The following is a 19,107-nucleotide window of genomic DNA, read 5'->3' on the forward strand; positions in this document are numbered from 1 at the left end:
GCTACGTTAATAAAAAATGCTAAAACAGCACCTCAGTCAAAAATTACTGCAAAAGTTATCTCCTCAGCAAATACAGCTGATGAAGCTTATTCAGTTGCCTACACAGGCTCTGGAGCAGAAAATAAAAGAGGAGCTTGAGGCTAATCCTGCGCTTGAAGAAGGGATGGATGCAGATGAGCATCCCGAAGATGATTACCCAGAATATGATGAGGGTGACAATCAATCTATAGAAGCCGAGGATATTAATGTAGACGAATACCTGAGTGATGATGAAGTGCCTGACTATAGAATGAAGGCCAACAATTACTCAGCTGATGACGAAGACGCACGTGTTCCTATTTCGGGCGGTACATCTTTTACTGAATATTTGATGGACCAAATCAGCATGAGCCGCCTCAAAGAAGAGGATCGCAAAATTGCTGAATATCTCATAGGAAACATTGACGATGACGGTTACATCAGACGCGAACTGAACGCTATTGTAGATGACCTCGCTTTCACCCAAAATGTATTTGTAGACGAACCTAGATTAGAGGAGGTGTTACACATCATCCAATCACTTGACCCACCTGGAGTGGGAGCTCGTGATTTGCAAGAATGCCTGGTTCTTCAACTTGAAAGAAAAGAAAACACCAATGCTATTCGAGTAGCACGTGAAATTCTAAAAAATTACTTTGACGAATTTATAAAGAAGCATTACTCCAAGTTGATGGAGCGCATGGAAATTGATGAAGAGTTTTTGAAAGATGCTATTTCGGAAATTAGCAGACTAAACCCAAAACCTGGTAATTCATCAACTAACACCCAAAAGTCTATTCAATCAGTAATTCCTGATTTTACCATAAGTATAGAAGAAGGCGAACTAGAGCTTACGCTAAACTCTAGAAACGCCCCTGAATTGAACGTTAGTCGCGAGTATAAAGACATGCTCGAAACCTACAAAAGTTCACAAGAAAAAAGCAAGTCACAAAAAGAAGCTGTGATGTTTGTGAAGCAAAAGCTGGATGGCGCAAAATGGTTTATTGATGCCATTCGTCAACGCCAACAAACGCTTTTAGTTACCATGTCTTCCATCATGAATTTTCAGCAAGAATATTTTCTTACCGGGGATCAGCGCAAGCTTCGCCCAATGATTTTGAAAGACATTGCTGATGAAATTGGAATGGATATTTCCACGGTTTCCAGGGTGGCTAGCAACAAATATGTGCAAACACCTTATGGCACTTTTCTTATAAAGGAGTTTTTTAGCGAAAGCATGAAAAACGATGCGGGCGAAGATGTTTCTACCAAAGAAATCAAGAAGATTTTAGAAGACTCCATTGGCGAAGAAAATAAGCGCAGCCCACTTACCGATGACCGTTTGGCCAAGCTTCTAAAAGAAAAAGGCTATCCCATTGCCCGAAGAACTGTGGCCAAATATCGCGAACAGTTAAACATTCCGGTAGCCAGACTAAGAAAACAACTTTAAGGTGAATAGGTCTTTTGCCCAAGCACTTTCCTATTTATTACATCCAGCGGTTTTCCCCTTATTGGGCACCTTGGCTGTAATGCAATTTAGTCCCTATTTTATTCCTTCTAATGTACTTATCATCACCTTGGCTTTGGTTTTTACAGGCACCTATGTTTTACCTCTAGCCATCAGCTACCTTCTTTACAAGCTAGATGTAATCAAAAGCTTGGAAATGAAAACCGCCCAAGAAAGACGAATACCTTATCTCGTAGGGGCCATTTGCTATTACTTCATTGCTACCATGATAAATGTGTTGCAACTCCCGCGAGAAGCTTACCTCTTTTTACTTGCCAGCACTATTATTATTGTATTGCATCTAATGCTTTTACGGTTTATGAAACCGAGTGCTCACCTTGGCGGCATTGCAGGTTTCACCGCTTTGCTTTTTGCGCTTTCGCTAAAATTTCAAATCAACCTTCTTCCACTTATTGCTTTGTGCATAATACTATGTGGCTTCCTCGCCAGCGCCAGATTATATTTAAAAGCTCATACACCCACTGAAATTATAACTGGTTTTCTGACCGGAGTAATTGTTGTTTTTACGGTAATCACTTTGGGTTAAGCAATGTTGTTTCTTCCTAACACAATGACGTAGGAATATCCCTAAAAACTACTTTACCACCTTCCCTTTCGCAACGTAGTTTTTTTGCGTTTTAGGTTACCCAAATGTCATTTTTTGAAGAAATCAACTTAAAATTTTCACTTCCCACCGGCAACTCCACACATAATTCTAAAATAAAAACCACTTCGCAACACCACTATTAATCAGGATTTAACCTCTCTTCACTGTTTTTTTTTGAGTAAAATTTGCAAATAGAATAATTTTAGTAATATTGGTAAACCAATTTTGGTCAACCAATTTTTATGCTATGGGGCAACGTGATTTACTAAGAAATCTTACGGAGATTGAAATCGAATCTCCAGTTGACATCATCATACGTCAAATAAGAAATTTGATCGTTGATGGAGAGCTAAAGCCTGGAGAAAAACTTCCCCCTGAAAGGAAGTTGGCCGAAAAACTTGGTATTGGCCGCAGTTATGTACGCGAAGCCATTAAAAAGCTAGAATTTTATGGAATTCTAAAAACACTTCCTCAAAGTGGCACCATAGTATCAGGAATTGGAATTACCGCACTTGAAGGCTTAATATCTGATGTACTCAAGTTGCATGAAGATGACTTTTCATCTTTGGTAGAAACCCGATACATCTTAGAAATACAATCAGCAAGAAATGCTGCTTTGCGTAGAACTGAAGAAGATTTAGTAATGCTTGAGGAGGCATACAAAGCTTATGAAAAAGAAGTGATGCTTGGCAAGCAAGCTATTGATCAAGATTTAATGTTTCACCTAAAAATAGCGGAAGCAAGTAAGAATCAAGTTCTTAAATCTTTGATGATGCTAATAACTCCGGATATTCTAAGAAATTATATTTCTAAGAATGTATGTGGAGATGGTAAATTTTATAAAGCTCTTCAAGAGCACCGTCAAATTCTAGAAGCTATTAAGGAGCAAAATCCTGATAAGGCTGAAGCGGGAATGGCGGAACACCTAAGTGATATCCTAAACTCTAATAATCCGAAAAATACCTTTAATGAATAAAGACAATTCCAGTTAAAAAAAGGATCAGTAACTAAATACTGATCCTTTTATCGTTGCACCCACACCCAACAGACACCGAGCCTACCTGCAAGTATCACCGGTCAAAGTCGTCAGGGGAACGTGCGTTTATTATTTAGCAAAAATACAACACATAATTAAAACCTATGTTATGAAAAAATTATTACAAATCCTTTTATTAATCACCTGTTTTACGGTCTGTTACGAGCCACTTAACGCTCAAGACACGAAGACAATTTCAGGTGTGATTACCTCACCCACGGATGGACTACCACTACCTGGTGCCGCTGTGGTAGTAAAGGGCTCAGAAGCCGCCACTATTACCGATGCCAATGGAGCCTTTACAATCCAAGCAAGCCCAGATGCCATACTCGAGGTTTCATTTATCGGGCACAAAACTCAACAAGTTTCAGTTTCAGGTAGAACGCAAATCAACATCTCACTGGAAGAAGAGACCAGCGTGCTGGAACAAGTAGTTGTTGTTGGTTATGGTACTCAAAAGAAATCACATGTTACCGGATCAGTAAGTAAAGCCGAGGGTAGCGAAATGGCTCAAATTGCTGTACCTCGTGCTGATCAAGCGCTTGTTGGTAAGCTAGCTGGAGTTCAAGTAACTAACACTAGCGCAGAAGCCGGAGCAGCGCCAACCATTCAAGTGAGAGGTTTAACCTCCATTAGCGCTAGTACTTCTCCACTTATTGTAATTGATGGATACCCTATTCAAGGTGATCTCTCTACTATTGACATGAATGACGTTGAGTCTATTGAAGTATTAAAAGATGCTGCATCTGCCTCTATATATGGATCTAGAGGTGCTAACGGAGTAATTCTGGTTACAACCAAAAGTGGCGGAAGCTCTTACGGTGCAAAACCTGCAACATTTACTTTCAACTCATATGTTGGCGTAAAAACTCCCATAAAACAAGAAATTTATCCTTCAAGTGATGAATGGTCAAACTATGTAAGAAGCAATCTTTCACAAATGGGCTTAACTACCGTACCTGATGAAATTGTACAAATGGACAATTTAGGTACCAACACAGACTGGGAAGATGTGATGATGCGTAACGGTTTAATTCAAAATTACTCCTTAGGCGTATCTGGTGGAACTCAAGGAGTAAACTATTACATAGGTGGTAGTTACATTGGAGATGAAGGTGTGCTTCGCACTAACGATTATGACAAGTATAACCTTAGGGTAAATATTGACAGTAAACTAAATGACTGGTTAGAAGTAGGCGTAAATATAAACCCAAGCATGAGCAAGCAGCAAATTCTTGGAGTTGGTCTACATGATGCTCTTCGCTCTCAGCCATGGTTGCCTGAATATCATACATCTGAAACCGTACAATATGCAGCTGCTGCCGGCTATGATGTACAGGTGGGCGATATTGCTCATGAAAGACATTTTTCGGATGTAAATGGAGTGAACCTTCAGCTTACAAGCAACAATAGTAGCTTGGCAAAAGTAGACGGCCGAACCCGCACCTCACAGTATTTTAGCAACATTGCGAATGCTTATGCCAAAGTAAAGCTTACCAAGTCTCTGTCCTTCAGAACAAGCTTTGGTACTTTTAATAGCTCAGCACAAAATGAGTACTTCCAAGAGTCTTGGTCAATCAGAACTGAGGCGACAGAAGGAACTTACTCTGAAGACAAAATTTTTGACTGGTTAAGTGAAAATACACTTACGTTTGATAAGTCATTTGGAGATCATGACCTGAATGTTCTTGGTGGGTTTTCAGCACAAAAAACAACTTACTCAAATACCAGCCTTGCGGCTAACTCTTTCTTAACCGACCAAATATCTACATTGAACGCTGGTATTATTTCTAGCGGAAGCACTTTTGAAGAGCAGTCTTCTCTAGCGTCACTTTTTTCTAGAGTAAACTACTCCTACAAAAACAAATACATGGTTTCGTTAAGTGCCCGTGGGGATGGAAGCTCAAAGTTTGGAATAAACAATCAATGGGGATTTTTCCCTTCAGCATCTTTAGGATGGCGTGTTAGTCAGGAAGATTTCTTCAAGCCACTTACCAACACCATTAATGAATTTAAGCTTAGAGCTACTGTGGGAAAAACAGGAAACAATGGTATCCCAAACTATGCTGCCTACGGCACATTGACCCCGGTAAATAGCATAAACAACAATACCATAGAGCAAGGCTTTGCACAAACCTCTACCTCAAATCCTGACCTAAGTTGGGAGAGTACTACTGAGACAAACTTTGGTATTGACATGGCCTTCATGGAAAATCGCCTGTATTTCTCATTTGACTACTACATTGCCGAAACTGACCAGCTCCTTCTACTTGTTCCAATTTCTGCTGTAACTGGTTTTACTGAAGAATATCAGAACATTGGTAAAATGAAAAATACAGGGTTTGACTTTGAGGTAAACTTTGTAGCCATTGACAATGATAAATTTACATGGAGAATTGGCGGAAATATTTCGCACTACCGCAATGAGTTGCTTGACTTTGCCGGTGTAGATCAATTGATTTCAACTCCTGATGAAAAACGTCCAAGTCAGTACATCGCACAAGTGGGATCTCCCTTAGTACAGTTTTATGGATATGAAACTGCTTCACAAATAAGCACTTCAGATCTTGCTACACCTTACTGGCCGGTAAATGTAGGTGCCGATGCTGTATATGTAAAAGACCTGAATGGAGATGGTGTAATTACCGATGAGGACAGAACTGTTTTAGGGTCACCAATTCCAGATTTTGTTTGGGGTATCACCACTAGTATGAACTATAAAGCCTTCGATCTTTCCATGGTATGGCAAGGTTCTCAAGGTGCTGAAGTTTTCAACATTGACCCATATTACTATGAGTCTCAATGGAAAGGTGCCAACACACTTACTGCTGATGAGCAAGCCAAAACTCGCCTTAAGGTAGAAACTGATGACATGATTCAGGACGCATCTTTTACTGCTCTTAGATCATTAAACATTGGGTACACACTCCCAAAAACCTGGACCAAAAAAGCAGGCGTGCGTGTATACTTTACGGGCTATAACCTACTATACTTTACAGCTGACGATTATACCAGCTATAATCCTGAAGGTGTAAACTTGTTTAACGACAACCCACTTACCATGGGATATCAGCGTGGTGCTGCTCCTCAGTACAGATCTTACGCCTTGGGCCTTAATCTAAACTTTTAAAAAACAGACTTATGAAAGCAATAAAATATATCACCCTTGGATTGATACTGGCAGTTTCTGCGTCTTGCGAAAAGTTCTTAGAGCTTGAGCCAGAGTCTGAGCTAACGGCAGAAGGATACTATGAAGATGCCGAACAAATAGAGTCTGGACTGTATGCCTGTTATGACGGTTTGCAGCAAACGATTCAAATCGAATTTATACTTACCGAAATGCGCTCCGATAATGGAACCACCGTGCTAAACGAAGGTGGATTTGGTCAGCTTGATAAATTCAATGACGCTACCACTAATAACTACACACTAAACTATTGGCAGCTTAGCTACAACACGATTATGCGTGCCAACACAGTTTTGAAATATCTTGACGTGGTGACAGATGCCGGACAGCGCTCATCCTTTGAAGGTGAAGCAAGATTGATAAGAGCAATCAACTACTTTAACTTAGTAAGGTTGTATGGTGCTGTGCCTTTGGTAGATGATGTAATTCTTTCTTCAGAAGACGAATTCTTCAAAAGAGTGGATGAAGCAACAATCTATAACTTTATCAAAAGTGATTTGCAATTTGCCGCTCAAAGCCTGCCCGCTACCAGTGATGCAGGTCGACCAAATCTTTACACGGCTATGACCCTTTTAGGAAAAGTACACTTGACTCTAAAAGAATATAGTGATGCTAAAATCCAATTAGGTAATGTTATCAATATGGGTGGGTACGCTCTGGAGCCTAATTATGAGGATGTATTTAGCATTTCTAATGAGCTTAATGATGAAATCATTATGGCTATTGAGTTTAAAGAAAACTCAAATGGAGAAGGACAATCATTTAGTCATGAAATGACTATTCAGGGTGAGTTTGGAGGATTGAATAATCCTACTACGGATTTTATTAACTCCGCTGCTGCTGAAGATAGCATTCGTACCAGCTTCTTGATTACAAATGATTCTCCTCCCCTTTGTGGAAAGTATCTATCATCCGCAAACCCACTAGATGCGGGTAATGACTGGCCTTTGCTGCGCTATGCCGATGTACTACTAATGTATGGGGAAGCGGAAAATGAACTTAACGGCCCTACACAGGATGCCTTGGATTACCTAAATGAAACACGAAACAGAGCAGGCCTATCATCTCTTACTACCACAGACATTACTACTGCAGATGAGTATCGTACTGCTATGGAAGAGGAGCGTAGATACGAGCTGGCCTTTGAAAACCATCGTTGGTTTGACCTACTTCGCACAGGCCGTGCATTCGATGTAATGAATGCTCAAGGTGCAACAGAAGGTTTTTCTGTACCTACCTATAGACTGCTTTATCCAATACCGCAAAGAGAAATTGATGTAAGCAATGGTTTGCTAACTCAAAATTCAGGATACTAAAAACTTAACATTTGAATGGGGTCGGGGGTGTAAAAGCCCCTCTCCATTCCTTTTCGAACACATAGACCTTCATGTCCAAATATTCATTTATCGTATTATCTCTTTTCGCACTTTTTAGTTGTGACCAACAAAAGGTTACCACTCTTAATGTTGAAAGTTTAAATGAAAAGATATCCTCAGCAAAACCTGGTGACACCGTATTGGTACCCTCAGGAACTTATGAAGATGTAATAATTCATTTTAGTGCAAATGGCGAAGAAAATGCTCCCATCGTTTTAATGGCAGAAAATGCAGGAAACACAATTTTTAGCGGACAATCTCAGGTGTATATCTCAGGATCACATTTAGTACTTCATGGCCTCAAATTCGAAAATGGTTTTTCACCAAAAGGTTCAGTAATATCATTTAGCTCAGAAGATGGAAAACAAAAAGCATCATACACCAGAGTTACGGAATGCGCAATTATCAATTACTCAAACCCTGATAGAATAAAGAAAGACAGCTGGGTGACTATTGACGGAACTCACAATAGATTCGACCACAACTACATCGGAACAAAACTCAACTTGGGCACTACACTTATTGTAGAAATTGCCGACTCGCTTGCTATAAACAATTATCACTCTATCGACTCCAATTACTTTGCCCCAAAACCACGCATGGGCAGTAATGGTGGTGAAACTATCCGTGTGGGAGCATCATCACAATCTTTAAAACCAAGCCACTTAACTTTAAAAAATAACTACTTCGACCGATGCAATGGCGAAGTGGAAGCCGTATCAATAAAGAGCAGTCAAAACGCTGTGTCCGGTAACGTTTTTTATGAATGCGAAGGCGTATTAGCCATGCGCCATGGAAACGAAAACCTTGTAGAAAACAACTATTTCATTGGCAACGGAGTTGCAGCCACGGGCGGACTTCGAGTAATAAATGCTGGCCATACTATCAAGCACAATTACTTCAGTGGAATTAGGGGCAAACGCTTTTTTGCGGCATTGGCAGTGATGAATGGAGTTCCAAACTCACCCATCAACCGCTATCACCAAGTAAACAATGTGCTCATAGACAGTAACATTTTTATCGATTGTACTCAAATAGCTTTTGGAATTGGTAGCGATAATGAGCGCACTGCGGCACCCATCAATACCACCTTTAGCAACAATATTATTTATCAGGATGATAAAGATTGGCAAGTAGAATTTTTAGACGATATATCAGGCGTAAAGTTTGAGAACAATGTGTTAAGTGACGTTGATGTTGCGCATTCAGGCTTTTCTGAAGCAGACCTTATGCTAGCGGAATCTTCGGAAGGCCTGGATGCCATCAACGGTTACCCTCAACCTAAATTACCTGTACAAAAATCCGAAACAGGTCCGCATTGGCTGGACAAGAATCAATTCGAAAAGGAAGGTTCAAGAACCGGTGAAGCATTTCACATTAACCAAAGTACTAAAGCAGATCTCGCAAGTACCGTTGCCAATATGCAAACTGGTGACACCCTTTGGATTGATGAAGCTGGAGAATATCCATTTGAGCAACCAATAGAAGCTTCAAAGTCCATTCACATTGTAGCGAAAGCAGGTATTGAGCACCCGCAATTTGTGCCTGGTAAAAATTTTAGAGGCCGCGCATTTATTGAAATTACTGACGGTGTTGACGTGACTATAGATGGAATTTCATTCATCGGACGATCGGCTTATGGCGATGTTCCATTTGGCGTTTCAGCCATCGCTCCAATGCTCAAGCATTACAACCTTACGGTCAATAATTGCCGCTTTTCAGAATTTAACGAAGGTAGCTTTGCCGGTATTTCTGCCGAGAAGGGAACTTTTGCAGACAGCATTAAAGTAAGCAATTCGTGGTTTAAAACTATCTCTGGCCAAGGCATAAAACTGGCTTCCGAAAACGATGATAAAGGCCGCTACAACGCAGAGTTTATAACTATTGAAAATTGTGTTTTTGCCAACATAATGGGCGAAGCCATCAATATTTACCGAGGCGGAAATGACGAAAGCACATTAGGACCATTTGCCACAATTAGCAATTGCACATTTGCCAACGTTTGTAATCGTGAGCTAGGCACAGTGGTTCGTATGATTGGAGTCCAAGATGCTGAAATCTACAATTGCAATTTCACTGAATCTGGCAAAAGTGGCCGTGTAATTTTATTTGAAGATCCTGCTTGGGCAGAGATTTCTATACATGATTGTAATGTCTACAACTCTGGGCGTATCCAAACATTTTACCCTTCAAGGGTTCAAAGAAATTCCATCACGCAAAAGCCGGTAAGCTATAGCAACGAAGCAATCAATAATTGGCAGTTAGAAGAAACCAAATGAAGAAACTGCTGATACATATTACCATGGCCTTTTGTGGCCTGATGCTCCTTGCTTGTGCAAACCAAGAAGAAACAGAAGCCACCGTGAATACCCATGCGCCAAAATTACTATTGACCCAAAATGGCGCTGATTTTATAATGGCGCATCAGGATAATGTGCTTATAGAAAAATCGCTTGGAAAGCTAAGAACAGCTTTTAATACAGCTGTAGAAAAGCCGCTTGAATTTCCACAACCGCTTGATGCTGGCGGTGGATATTCTCACGAAACGCACAAAGCAAATTACCAAAATGCGCTTACAGCTGCCACCCTTTATTTACTGGAAAGTGACACGTCTGCATTGGCTTACGCTAAAGAAATTCTAATTGGCTACGCAGCCATGTATCCAAATTTATCTACCCACCCAGAAGGAAAAACGCAAGCACCCGGCAAACTATTTTGGCAAATATTGAACGAAGAAGTTTCATTGGTTTACCTAATCCAAGCTTTTGACGCAATCAATTCGGCTCTTTCTGAAAACGAACGAGCTACCATCATCACCGGCTTGTTTGAGCCTATGGTAAGTTTTATCAAAGACGAATCTGCCAGCACATTTAACAAAATACACAACCACGCCATGTGGGGTGTTGCGGGTGTTGGTATGGCCGGTTACGTTTTAGATCATCCAGAGTGGGTTGATGCCGCCCTCAACGGAGGAGACAAATCGGGAAACAGTGGCTATTTTAAGCAAATAGACCAGCTTTTTTCACCTGACGGATATTATTCTGAAGGCCCATATTATCAGCGCTACGCTCTAATGCCACTGGTGATTTTGGCCCAAGCTATAGAAGCAAATCAGCCTGAGATAAAAGTACTGGAGTACAAGGACGGTGTGATTTTAAAAACCATTGAAACCACAGTACAACTAAGTGCCTGCAACGGATATTTCTTTCCGCTAAACGATGCGGTAAAAGCGAAAAGCATCGAAACTCCAGAGCTAGGTTATGCCTTGCCACTGGTTTTTGATCACAGCGAAAACCCGGATCTATGGGTTGAGGTGATGAAACAAAACGGAAATGTAGTACTGACCGATGCTTTGGTTGGACTTCATAAAAAGAAATGTGAGCCTTTTAAGCGAAATACACTTTACATAAAAGATGGTCCGAAAGGTGAAAGTGGAGCTTTAGCCATTTTGCGTTCCGATCCGTTTTGTGGTGGAACAACTGCACTTTTAAAGTTCGGTACACACGGCATGGGACACGGTCATTTTGATCAGCTTGGTATATTGTGGTACGGCCATGGCAATGAAATTTTAGCTGATTATGGCGCTGCTCGTTACCACAACATTCCTCAAAAATTTGGAGGGAGATATTTGCCCGAAAATGATACTTGGGCCAATCAAACCATTGCGCACAATACATTGGTGGTAGACGAAAACAACCAATACGGTGGCGATGATGATTTAGCCGATCAGCATCATGGTGATGGCATTTACTTTATCAATTCGGACTCTATAAAAGCTGCTGCTGCAAAAAACAACACGGCCTACCCGGGGATAAACTTACAACGCCATGTAGCCTTGGTCACCTTAGAAGGACTTGGGGCTGTAACTATAGACATAACTACCGCTAATAGCGAGCAAAGTCACCAACTTGATTTGCCCTTTCACTACAAAGGAGACATAGTATTTCGCAAGCCAGCGGTACAAATGGAAGCCAATCAACTTACAGTTTTGGGTAAAGAAAATGGCTATCAACACCTTTGGCTGCGTGGCGCTTCAGAAACCACCAAACTGGCACAAAGCACATTGGTAAACGGCAATTCATTTTACACCATTAGCACAACAGCTACCCAGCCTTTTAAAGTGCTTTGGGCGCAAACTGGAGCTAATGATCCAGAGGCAAATTTGCTTCATCAAGAAGCTTTGATTTACAGAAGCAAAGAAAAATCGCAAACCTGGGTTTCAGTTTTAGAGCCTCATGGCGATTACAACACCATTCACGAAAAAACATCTGGCGCAGCAACTCAAATTTCTGGCCTTACAGCCGAAGAAAACAACGGAGTGCTTACTCTAAAAATTACCACGGTTTCATCTCAGGAATTTCAACTTGAGTTTGAACTTTCAGAAAATCAAAATTTTAACAACCCGCATATATCAATATCAAAAGTATGAACAGAAGCGAAGAATTTATTCTAACTCAAAACATGGATTGGGAAGAACTTGGAGGCGGTGTGAGCCGCAAATTTCTAGGATATGACAACCAAATCATGATGGTGAAAGTAAAGTTTGAAAAAGGTGCCGTGGGCTCTCCCCACCATCATTTTCATACACAAGCCACCTACTGTGTAGAGGGCAAATTTGAATTTGAAATAGACGGTAAAAAGCAAATCGTAAATGGCGGTGATGGAGTTTACATTCCACCAAATGCGCTACATGGCGCTGTATGCCTTGAAGCCGGAATGCTGATTGACGTTTTCAGCCCTGTTCGTGAAGATTTTCTTGACGGAAGTGGCGTGTCTTATTTTGGCGACAAAGACTAACGGATTAATAAAACAAGATGAAACTAAAAGGATTAAGGTGGTGGATTATAGGGTTGATTTTTATCGCAACCGTTATAAACTATATTGATAGAACTGCCTTTGCATTATTGTGGCCTCAGATGGGCGAAGACTTGGGCATGGACAAGTCGGACTACGCGGTAATGCTAAATGTTTTTATGGCGTGCTATGCCTTCGGAAAATTTGCTTCGGGCAAGTTGTATGACGTTATCGGAACACGCCTCGGCTTTACCGTTTCCATTATCGTTTGGTCGGTAGCATCGGCTTTTCATGCTTTCGCTCGAGGCTTAATTACGCTCTCTATTTTTAGAGGTCTTTTAGGAATTGGCGAAGCCGGAAACTGGCCCGGTGCCGTGAAGAGCAACGGGGAATGGTTTCCTGTAAAAGAACGCGCTATTGCCCAAGGTATATTTAATGCAGGAGCCTCCATTGGTAATGTAATTGCTCCTTTTGTAATTGTTTTGCTTTACAGTCAATTTGGTTGGAAAACCACCTACATCATTTTAGGAGCACTTGGTATTTTATGGGTTATTCCATGGCTGTTTCTAAATAAATCTACGCCTGAAAAACATCCTTGGGTAACAGAGAAAGAAAGAAACTTAATTCTTTCCAGCAGAATAGATGAGGAAGATGACCCTTCTAAAAAAGCCAAAAGCCTTAGTGTTGCAAAAATTTTAAGCCACAAAGAATCTTGGGGAGTATTAGCCTGCCGCTTTTTTATAGAGCCCATCTGGTGGTTTTTTGCTGGCTGGATGCCAATTTACTTGAATGACAAGTTCGGTTTGAGCATTGAAGAAATTGCCGGTACGATGTGGATCTCCTATTTGATGGCAGCAGCCGGAAGTATTTTAGGAGGAATCTTTACTGGAGAGTTAATGAAGCGATTCTCGGTAGATGCTTCTAGAAAAGCAACCATAGTAGTGGGAGGAGTATTGATTTTAGCGGCCTTCGTTTCCATAATAATGTTTGTGAGACAAGACAACTTCATGACATTTATCTACCTGGCAGGTATCGCTCTATTTGGTTTTCAGTTTGCCATTGGCAACATCCAAACCATATCAAGTGATTTATTCAGAGGCCCATCTGTAGGCACATTAGCAGGATTAGCAGGCACAGTAGCAGCCATTTCTCCCATGATTATGAACTGGTTTGTAGGTCAAATAACCACAAGTTCCTACACACCAGCATTTATAGCAATATGCGTAGCCGTTGCCATGGGCGTATTATCCATTTTCATATTAATAAAAAACATAGGCCCTGTAAGGGAATAGTAAATCAACAAGTCAAATACATTTAATTAGAATAAACATGAGTGCACAAAAAATAGCAGTAGTAACCGGAGCCACCGGAGGAATAGGTTTTGAAGTTTCCAAGAGACTAGGACAAGACGGTTTCACCGTAATTCTGAACGGCATAGATGATGAAGCAGGAGCAGCAAAAGTAAAGGAGCTATCTTCTTTGGGTATTAAAGCTGAATACCGCGGATTTGATGTGACAGACGAAAACGCTGTGAACGAAAACATCAAAGCAATTGGAGAAAAATATAGCAAAATTGACACCGTAGTAAACAATGCTGGTGGTCTTGGCGGAAGATCAAGATTTGAAGAAATGACCACTGAGTTTTACAGAGGTGTGATGGCTTTGAACCTTGATTCTACTTTCTTCGTTTCTAGAGCCGCAATTCCATTTTTGAAAAAAGGCGAAAACGCTAACATCATTAACTATACTTCTAACGCAGGTTGGAATGCTGGTGGCCCTGGAGCTGGAATTTACGGTACATCCAAAGCCGGAGTTCATGCTATCACAAGAGCTTTAGCCAAGGATTTAGCTGAGTACGGAATCCGTGTAAACGCTGTTTCTCCGGGAACTATCGACACCCCTTTCCACGCTCAAATCAAGTCTACCAAACCAGAAGTTTTTGCTTCATGGAAAAACAACATTCTACTTGGAAGACTAGGTCAACCAGAAGAAGTAGCTTCTGTAGTTTCATTTTTAGCTAGCAAGGATGCATCATTCATCACTGCTGAAACAATTCAAATAGGCGGAGGTCAGGCCTTAGGTATCTAATTTTTAAAAAGATTAAAATGAAAAAAGTTGTAACATTTGGGGAGATCATGCTTCGCTTGTCACCTAATGGATTTTTAAGATTTTCTCAAGCCAATAGCTTTGATGTTGTTTACGGAGGTGGAGAATCTAACGTAGCTGTATCACTAGCGAACTATGGGGTTCCTGTAGATTTTGTAACGCGTTTGCCTCAAAACGACATTGGCGAATGTGCCATGATGGAAATGCGCAAAAGAGGTGTAAACTGTGAAAACATCATCTGGGGAGGCGACCGTTTAGGTATTTATTTTCTAGAAACCGGTGCTGTAAATAGAGGTAGTAAAGTAGTGTACGACAGAGCTCATTCTGCTATGGCAGAAATTAAGCCTGGCATGGTAGACTGGAAAAAAGCCTTTGAAGGAGCTGATTGGTTTCACTGGACCGGCATTACACCAGCTATTTCGCAAGGTGCAGCCGATGCTTGTCTTGAAGCATTGAAAGTAGCCAGCGAAATGGGATTGACCATTTCTACCGACTTGAACTATCGCCAAAAGCTGTGGAAATACGGTGGCGATCGTGAGAAGATAATGACCGAATTAACGGCTTACTGCGACATCATTTTGGGCAACGAAGAAGATGCTGAAAAGCACTTTGGCATTAAGCCCGAAGGATTGGATATTACCACTCAAGGCGAGCACGTAAAAGGCGAAGCATTTTTATCGGTTTGCGACCAAATGCTGAAAAAATTCCCTCGCGCCAAAAAAGTAATTACCACATTAAGAGGTTCTATTTCTGCTTCTCACAACTCGTGGGCAGGTGTTCTCTATGATGGTAAAACATTGTACGAATCTCCACAGTATCAAATCACCGATATCGTAGATCGTGTAGGTGGTGGAGACTCATTTATGGGTGGACTGATTTACGGATTGCTGAAGTATGATGGTGATGACCAACAGGCACTAAACTTTGCAGTAGCTGCTTCATGTTTGAAACACACCATTAAAGGTGATGCCAACCTGGTAACCATCGCAGAAGTAGAAAAATTAATGGGTGGTGATTCTTCTGGTAGAGTTGCGAGATAATTTCCAATTATGAAAAAAGAAGATGTAATAGCCAAAATGGCGGAAACGAAAATAGTTCCGCTATTTTATAACGCTGATGCTGAAGTAGCTAAAAAGCTTGTAGACGCTTGCTTTGCTGGAGGAGCCCGAGTAATAGAATTTACCAATCGTGGTGAAAAAGCAGTGGAGGTATTTGAAAATCTTTTGGCTTACTGCAATTCCAAGTACCCGGAACTTGCTTTGGGTATTGGTTCAATTTCTAGCGTGGATCAAGCCAAACAATTTATAGAAATAGGAGCTCACTTTTTGGTATCCCCTTTTATTAATGAAGATTTAGCAAAAACAGCCAGTGCCAATGATATTTTTTGGACTGGAGGCTGTGGTACCATTACTGAAATGCAAACTGCATACAGTTGGGGCGTGCCTTTGTTAAAACTGTTTCCAGGTAACATATATGGCCCAGCTATGATAAAAGGTGCAAAAGCTCCTTGTCCATGGCTGCAAATTATGCCCACCGGTGGCGTGGAACCTACTGAGGATAATTTGAACAGCTGGTTTAGCGCTGGTGCAATGTGCGTAGGTATGGGTTCTAAGCTTTTTGCAAAAAAAGAAAACGGAGAATTTGACTACGATGCTATACAAGAAAAAGTCTCCATAAGTGTAAATATAGCATCGCACTATTAAGATTTACTAGCCTATTTAGGCAACAACATTAAAGTTTCACTTTAATTTTAGGCCAAGAGAGGGAAATGTCATTTGATGTTTCTCTCTCTTATTTTTTGGGCATACCCTAAATACAGTATCGTATAAGTGAGCTCTTCGCTTTCACAAATTACATGGCTCTTAGTATGCTTAGTCTAAAACACCTAAATTAGACTAGCACAACCAAACCTCCAATCCATCATGGCCTACGACCCTAACAACGTTGGCAAATACTACTACTGTAGAAACAGGTTTGCCGAGTCCTTTATTTCTATTGGAAACAAACCAGGACAGTGTATTCCGTTTTCTTCAAGATATTGGAATGGAACCCACCATGAACTCCGCTCTGGTGAAACAACCTTTACTCTGGGCACATACATTGCCTTTCTGGCCACTGAGTACCGTCTTTTTAAAAATTCAAACCTCAGCACTGAGCAAACAGTAAAAGAATTGTTCTACGCCTTGGACGCTTTAAACCGGCTAGATTATAATGCAGAAACATTTACGCAGATTCCAAACTCCAACCCACCAAAAAACTTTCCACCAAAACTGAGTGGGTACCTTGTAAGGCACGACATTGACTATTCTACTTTTTTAGAGGAGAATCCTAAAATCACCTCCGGGTTTCCAGACGTAAACGCAAGTGCAATCACAGGCTACATTAAAAATTCAGGGCTAACCACAACCATAAATAAAATTAGGGCAGCCTCTTACAAACCCGTATCACGTGATCATATTTTTAGAATAATCTGGGGCTTGCTGCTCGCTACTAAATTGCTGGATGATGACTTACACTTTGCCCAAGAAAAGTTTATGGATGGAGAAAGTGATTTTAAAACAGAATGCCGGGCCATTCATAGGAGAGTCAAAAACTTCCTTTCTAAAAATGGCGGCAAAATACAGACACCAGATGGTACCGTGCCCATTGGTGGGAACATGGTTATCGACATGGCTGCCATTAAAAAGTCTTCAGAAAACATTACCGGCAACCCTCGAGGGTATAAGCTTCTAAGCCCATGGGCTGGTTTTATGTGGACAGGCTGGATGAACGGGAGAATGTCTATGGAAAAGCAGTGTATTTCGGGCAACTACTATAAAGCGTGGAACCGAAGCTGGAAGTATGGTTATGAGTCTTTTTTCCTCTACTATGGAAAGCTTGTTTACAATTGGCCAATGGGTTCATCGGCAGGTAAACGACAAAAGAGAGATGCCAAATTAAAAGCTACTACCGAATTCTACCTCAACGTATTTCCCTGCCAAGGGAATTTTAACCATACTGATAGTGATTTCACTCCTTTTGGGTGGGCTATGCCTGATAGGTCAGAAAGATCAATAGCCGATGCTTACTTTGGAATGCATGCCAAGGGCAACTTCAATTCACTGGATTTTCTCTTGATGCACAATTTTTATTATTTAAATCATTTTACAGAGCTGGGGCCATTTCCAGAAAATACAAATCAAGATTATGCTATAGACCCCAACTATATCGATAAGGAGGTAATGAAAACCGAACTGGCCCGAGTGCAAAAGCACATTGATCATCAATCAGTAAATGACTACATGCGGTTTTACAAACACACAATAAGGGCAGGTTTAAAAAAGTACAACTCCGGACCAAGCAATTTTATAAGTTCCTTCTTACGAAAATCACGATGGGCACTCATTTCTTTCGGCTCTAGTTATAATCAGCTTAAAAAGGAGAGAAAGGAGTTTAAAGAGAAGCTTGAGGAAATGGGGAGGTTGTAATCACAAAAAAAAGCCTCTCGAATGGTCGTTTTTATCCTTGCACAACATAACTCAAAAGCATTTTTTGCGGCCTTGGCTGGTGGTAAGTAAACCTTGAGGCTTTGCACGAATTGTAAATCCATGTTAACTTAGTAGCTGCTAAAATCAACGTCTTGTATGAATATAGCAAAATCTCAAACTCGGCTAATGGACGACTTCATTCTTTTTATCATCTTAAGCATTGCTGGCGCTTTTTCCAGGCTACTTTATAATCAATTGAGAAAAACCATTAATAAAGAACATCCACCTTCTAAAAAAACTGAAACAAAGACTGCTAGCCAAAAAGAAGAACGCTATGACAAAACTTTGAAACCATATAGTTAAATCATATCTCCCAAACCACCGATTTGCAATTGAAATGTATTACTTTACTTTTAGATTAAACTCTACAATTATTTCCCGGTGAAACCACTCCTTCTTTCAATTTTTCTAATCTTGTGTAATTCATTATCCCTTGCACAGGATACTAATGAGGAACTTACAAATAAAGACCCACTTAAAGGTCTAATCCTGCCTCATGGTTCTTTCCAAATTCTTTTCCATGATAGTGAAGGAAAACCACCCTATTCAGAAAATTGTGACACAATCATAAATGATTCTTTTGAACACCTTTCTGACACACTCCTGCTGACAGGTATCATCTTGGATTTCTATAATGGCTCCTGTGGTGTATTCTGTAGTGGTGGGGTTGTCAAGTTTAAAGTCTCAAACCTTGAAGAAGTGGATACTTTGATTCTAATTATTCCATGCCTAAGAATTCCAAAAGAAGCTGATCTGAATGTCGAATTTAAACTTAAGGCTTCAAAGTTTACAGGAACCGAAGAAGAATGTTATTATCATGGATTCGATAGAACCTGTGATCCTGGTATACCTGTCTATAAAATAAGCGAAAAATATGCATGGCCTATTGTTAAGTATTTCGCGGAAGAACAATACTAGTTCATACTTAGTTATGACGGATTATTTATAA

Annotated in this window: 15 protein-coding genes; all 15 read left to right on the plus strand. The window is 40.6% G+C overall.

Annotated features, from left to right (window positions below):
• The first annotated feature begins 16 nt into the window (after positions 1-16).
• The 15 genes from rpoN (at position 17) to OWEHO_RS10950 (ending at position 19,076) form a co-directional block, all read left to right on the plus strand.
• The gene (gene rpoN, locus OWEHO_RS10885; RefSeq protein ID WP_014202528.1) at positions 17-1,468 is read left to right on the plus strand and encodes an RNA polymerase factor sigma-54; all 1,452 of its coding nucleotides are present in this window, start codon (positions 17-19) and stop codon (positions 1,466-1,468) included.
• A gap of 1 nt (position 1,469) precedes the next feature.
• Positions 1,470-2,072, plus strand: coding sequence for a phosphatase PAP2 family protein (locus OWEHO_RS10890; protein WP_014202529.1), 603 nt, complete (start codon positions 1,470-1,472; stop codon positions 2,070-2,072).
• A gap of 307 nt (positions 2,073-2,379) precedes the next feature.
• Positions 2,380-3,108 carry a FadR/GntR family transcriptional regulator gene (locus OWEHO_RS10895; RefSeq protein ID WP_014202530.1) on the plus strand — a complete coding sequence of 243 codons (729 nt, stop codon included), beginning with the start codon at positions 2,380-2,382 and terminating at the stop codon, positions 3,106-3,108.
• A gap of 169 nt (positions 3,109-3,277) precedes the next feature.
• Positions 3,278-6,298, plus strand: a complete 3,021-nt coding sequence (locus tag OWEHO_RS10900; RefSeq protein WP_014202531.1) for a SusC/RagA family TonB-linked outer membrane protein — start codon at positions 3,278-3,280, stop codon at positions 6,296-6,298.
• A gap of 11 nt (positions 6,299-6,309) precedes the next feature.
• Positions 6,310-7,671, plus strand: a complete 1,362-nt coding sequence (locus OWEHO_RS10905; protein WP_014202532.1) for a RagB/SusD family nutrient uptake outer membrane protein — start codon at positions 6,310-6,312, stop codon at positions 7,669-7,671.
• Between the two features lie 71 nt (positions 7,672-7,742).
• Positions 7,743-10,010: a chondroitinase-B domain-containing protein gene (locus OWEHO_RS10910; protein ID WP_014202533.1), complete on the plus strand. Its 2,268-nt coding sequence runs from the start codon at positions 7,743-7,745 to the stop codon at positions 10,008-10,010.
• Positions 10,007-12,160 (plus strand): heparinase II/III domain-containing protein, encoded by a 2,154-nt coding sequence (locus OWEHO_RS10915; RefSeq protein WP_014202534.1) that lies wholly within the window; start codon positions 10,007-10,009, stop codon positions 12,158-12,160. Before OWEHO_RS10910 ends, OWEHO_RS10915 begins: the two co-directional genes overlap by 4 nt.
• Positions 12,157-12,528 (plus strand): cupin domain-containing protein, encoded by a 372-nt coding sequence (locus OWEHO_RS10920; RefSeq protein ID WP_014202535.1) that lies wholly within the window; start codon positions 12,157-12,159, stop codon positions 12,526-12,528. The genes OWEHO_RS10915 and OWEHO_RS10920 overlap by 4 nt, the downstream gene beginning before the upstream one ends.
• Positions 12,529-12,545: 17 nt before the next feature.
• Positions 12,546-13,817: an MFS transporter gene (locus OWEHO_RS10925; RefSeq protein ID WP_014202536.1), complete on the plus strand. Its 1,272-nt coding sequence runs from the start codon at positions 12,546-12,548 to the stop codon at positions 13,815-13,817.
• A gap of 37 nt (positions 13,818-13,854) precedes the next feature.
• Entirely contained in the window at positions 13,855-14,613 is a 759-nt protein-coding gene (locus OWEHO_RS10930; RefSeq protein ID WP_014202537.1) for an SDR family NAD(P)-dependent oxidoreductase, read from the plus strand.
• 17 nt (positions 14,614-14,630) lie between these two features.
• Positions 14,631-15,671, plus strand: a complete 1,041-nt coding sequence (locus OWEHO_RS10935) for a sugar kinase (protein WP_014202538.1) — start codon at positions 14,631-14,633, stop codon at positions 15,669-15,671.
• A gap of 9 nt (positions 15,672-15,680) precedes the next feature.
• Positions 15,681-16,334, plus strand: a complete 654-nt coding sequence (locus OWEHO_RS10940; RefSeq protein WP_014202539.1) for a bifunctional 4-hydroxy-2-oxoglutarate aldolase/2-dehydro-3-deoxy-phosphogluconate aldolase — start codon at positions 15,681-15,683, stop codon at positions 16,332-16,334.
• 219 nt (positions 16,335-16,553) lie between these two features.
• Positions 16,554-18,098 carry a hypothetical protein gene (locus OWEHO_RS10945; protein WP_014202540.1) on the plus strand — a complete coding sequence of 515 codons (1,545 nt, stop codon included), beginning with the start codon at positions 16,554-16,556 and terminating at the stop codon, positions 18,096-18,098.
• Positions 18,099-18,254: 156 nt separating this feature from the next.
• Positions 18,255-18,461, plus strand: coding sequence for a hypothetical protein (locus OWEHO_RS18390; RefSeq protein ID WP_014202541.1), 207 nt, complete (start codon positions 18,255-18,257; stop codon positions 18,459-18,461).
• A 78-nt stretch (positions 18,462-18,539) separates the two neighbouring features.
• A complete protein-coding gene (locus tag OWEHO_RS10950; protein WP_014202542.1) occupies positions 18,540-19,076 on the plus strand; it encodes a hypothetical protein in 537 nt (178 codons plus the stop codon).
• Positions 19,077-19,107: the final 31 nt, after the last annotated feature.

Origin of the sequence: Owenweeksia hongkongensis DSM 17368 (assembly GCF_000236705.1) — a bacterium.
In the GTDB taxonomy this organism is placed as follows: domain Bacteria; phylum Bacteroidota; class Bacteroidia; order Flavobacteriales; family Schleiferiaceae; genus Owenweeksia; species Owenweeksia hongkongensis.

What these genes read in the sequence shown, in the direction of transcription:
- rpoN (WP_014202528.1), top strand. Translation starts at nt 17, where the DNA reads ATGCTAAAACAGCACCTCAGTCAAAAATTACTGCAAAAGTTATCTCCT.
- OWEHO_RS10895 (WP_014202530.1), top strand. Translation starts at nt 2,380, where the DNA reads ATGGGGCAACGTGATTTACTAAGAAATCTTACGGAGATTGAAATCGAA.
- OWEHO_RS10900 (WP_014202531.1), top strand. Translation starts at nt 3,278, where the DNA reads ATGAAAAAATTATTACAAATCCTTTTATTAATCACCTGTTTTACGGTC.
- OWEHO_RS10905 (WP_014202532.1), top strand. Translation starts at nt 6,310, where the DNA reads ATGAAAGCAATAAAATATATCACCCTTGGATTGATACTGGCAGTTTCT.
- OWEHO_RS10910 (WP_014202533.1), top strand. Translation starts at nt 7,743, where the DNA reads ATGTCCAAATATTCATTTATCGTATTATCTCTTTTCGCACTTTTTAGT.
- OWEHO_RS10915 (WP_014202534.1), top strand. Translation starts at nt 10,007, where the DNA reads ATGAAGAAACTGCTGATACATATTACCATGGCCTTTTGTGGCCTGATG.
- OWEHO_RS10920 (WP_014202535.1), top strand. Translation starts at nt 12,157, where the DNA reads ATGAACAGAAGCGAAGAATTTATTCTAACTCAAAACATGGATTGGGAA.
- OWEHO_RS10925 (WP_014202536.1), top strand. Translation starts at nt 12,546, where the DNA reads ATGAAACTAAAAGGATTAAGGTGGTGGATTATAGGGTTGATTTTTATC.
- OWEHO_RS10930 (WP_014202537.1), top strand. Translation starts at nt 13,855, where the DNA reads ATGAGTGCACAAAAAATAGCAGTAGTAACCGGAGCCACCGGAGGAATA.
- OWEHO_RS10935 (WP_014202538.1), top strand. Translation starts at nt 14,631, where the DNA reads ATGAAAAAAGTTGTAACATTTGGGGAGATCATGCTTCGCTTGTCACCT.
- OWEHO_RS10940 (WP_014202539.1), top strand. Translation starts at nt 15,681, where the DNA reads ATGAAAAAAGAAGATGTAATAGCCAAAATGGCGGAAACGAAAATAGTT.
- OWEHO_RS10945 (WP_014202540.1), top strand. Translation starts at nt 16,554, where the DNA reads ATGGCCTACGACCCTAACAACGTTGGCAAATACTACTACTGTAGAAAC.
- OWEHO_RS18390 (WP_014202541.1), top strand. Translation starts at nt 18,255, where the DNA reads ATGAATATAGCAAAATCTCAAACTCGGCTAATGGACGACTTCATTCTT.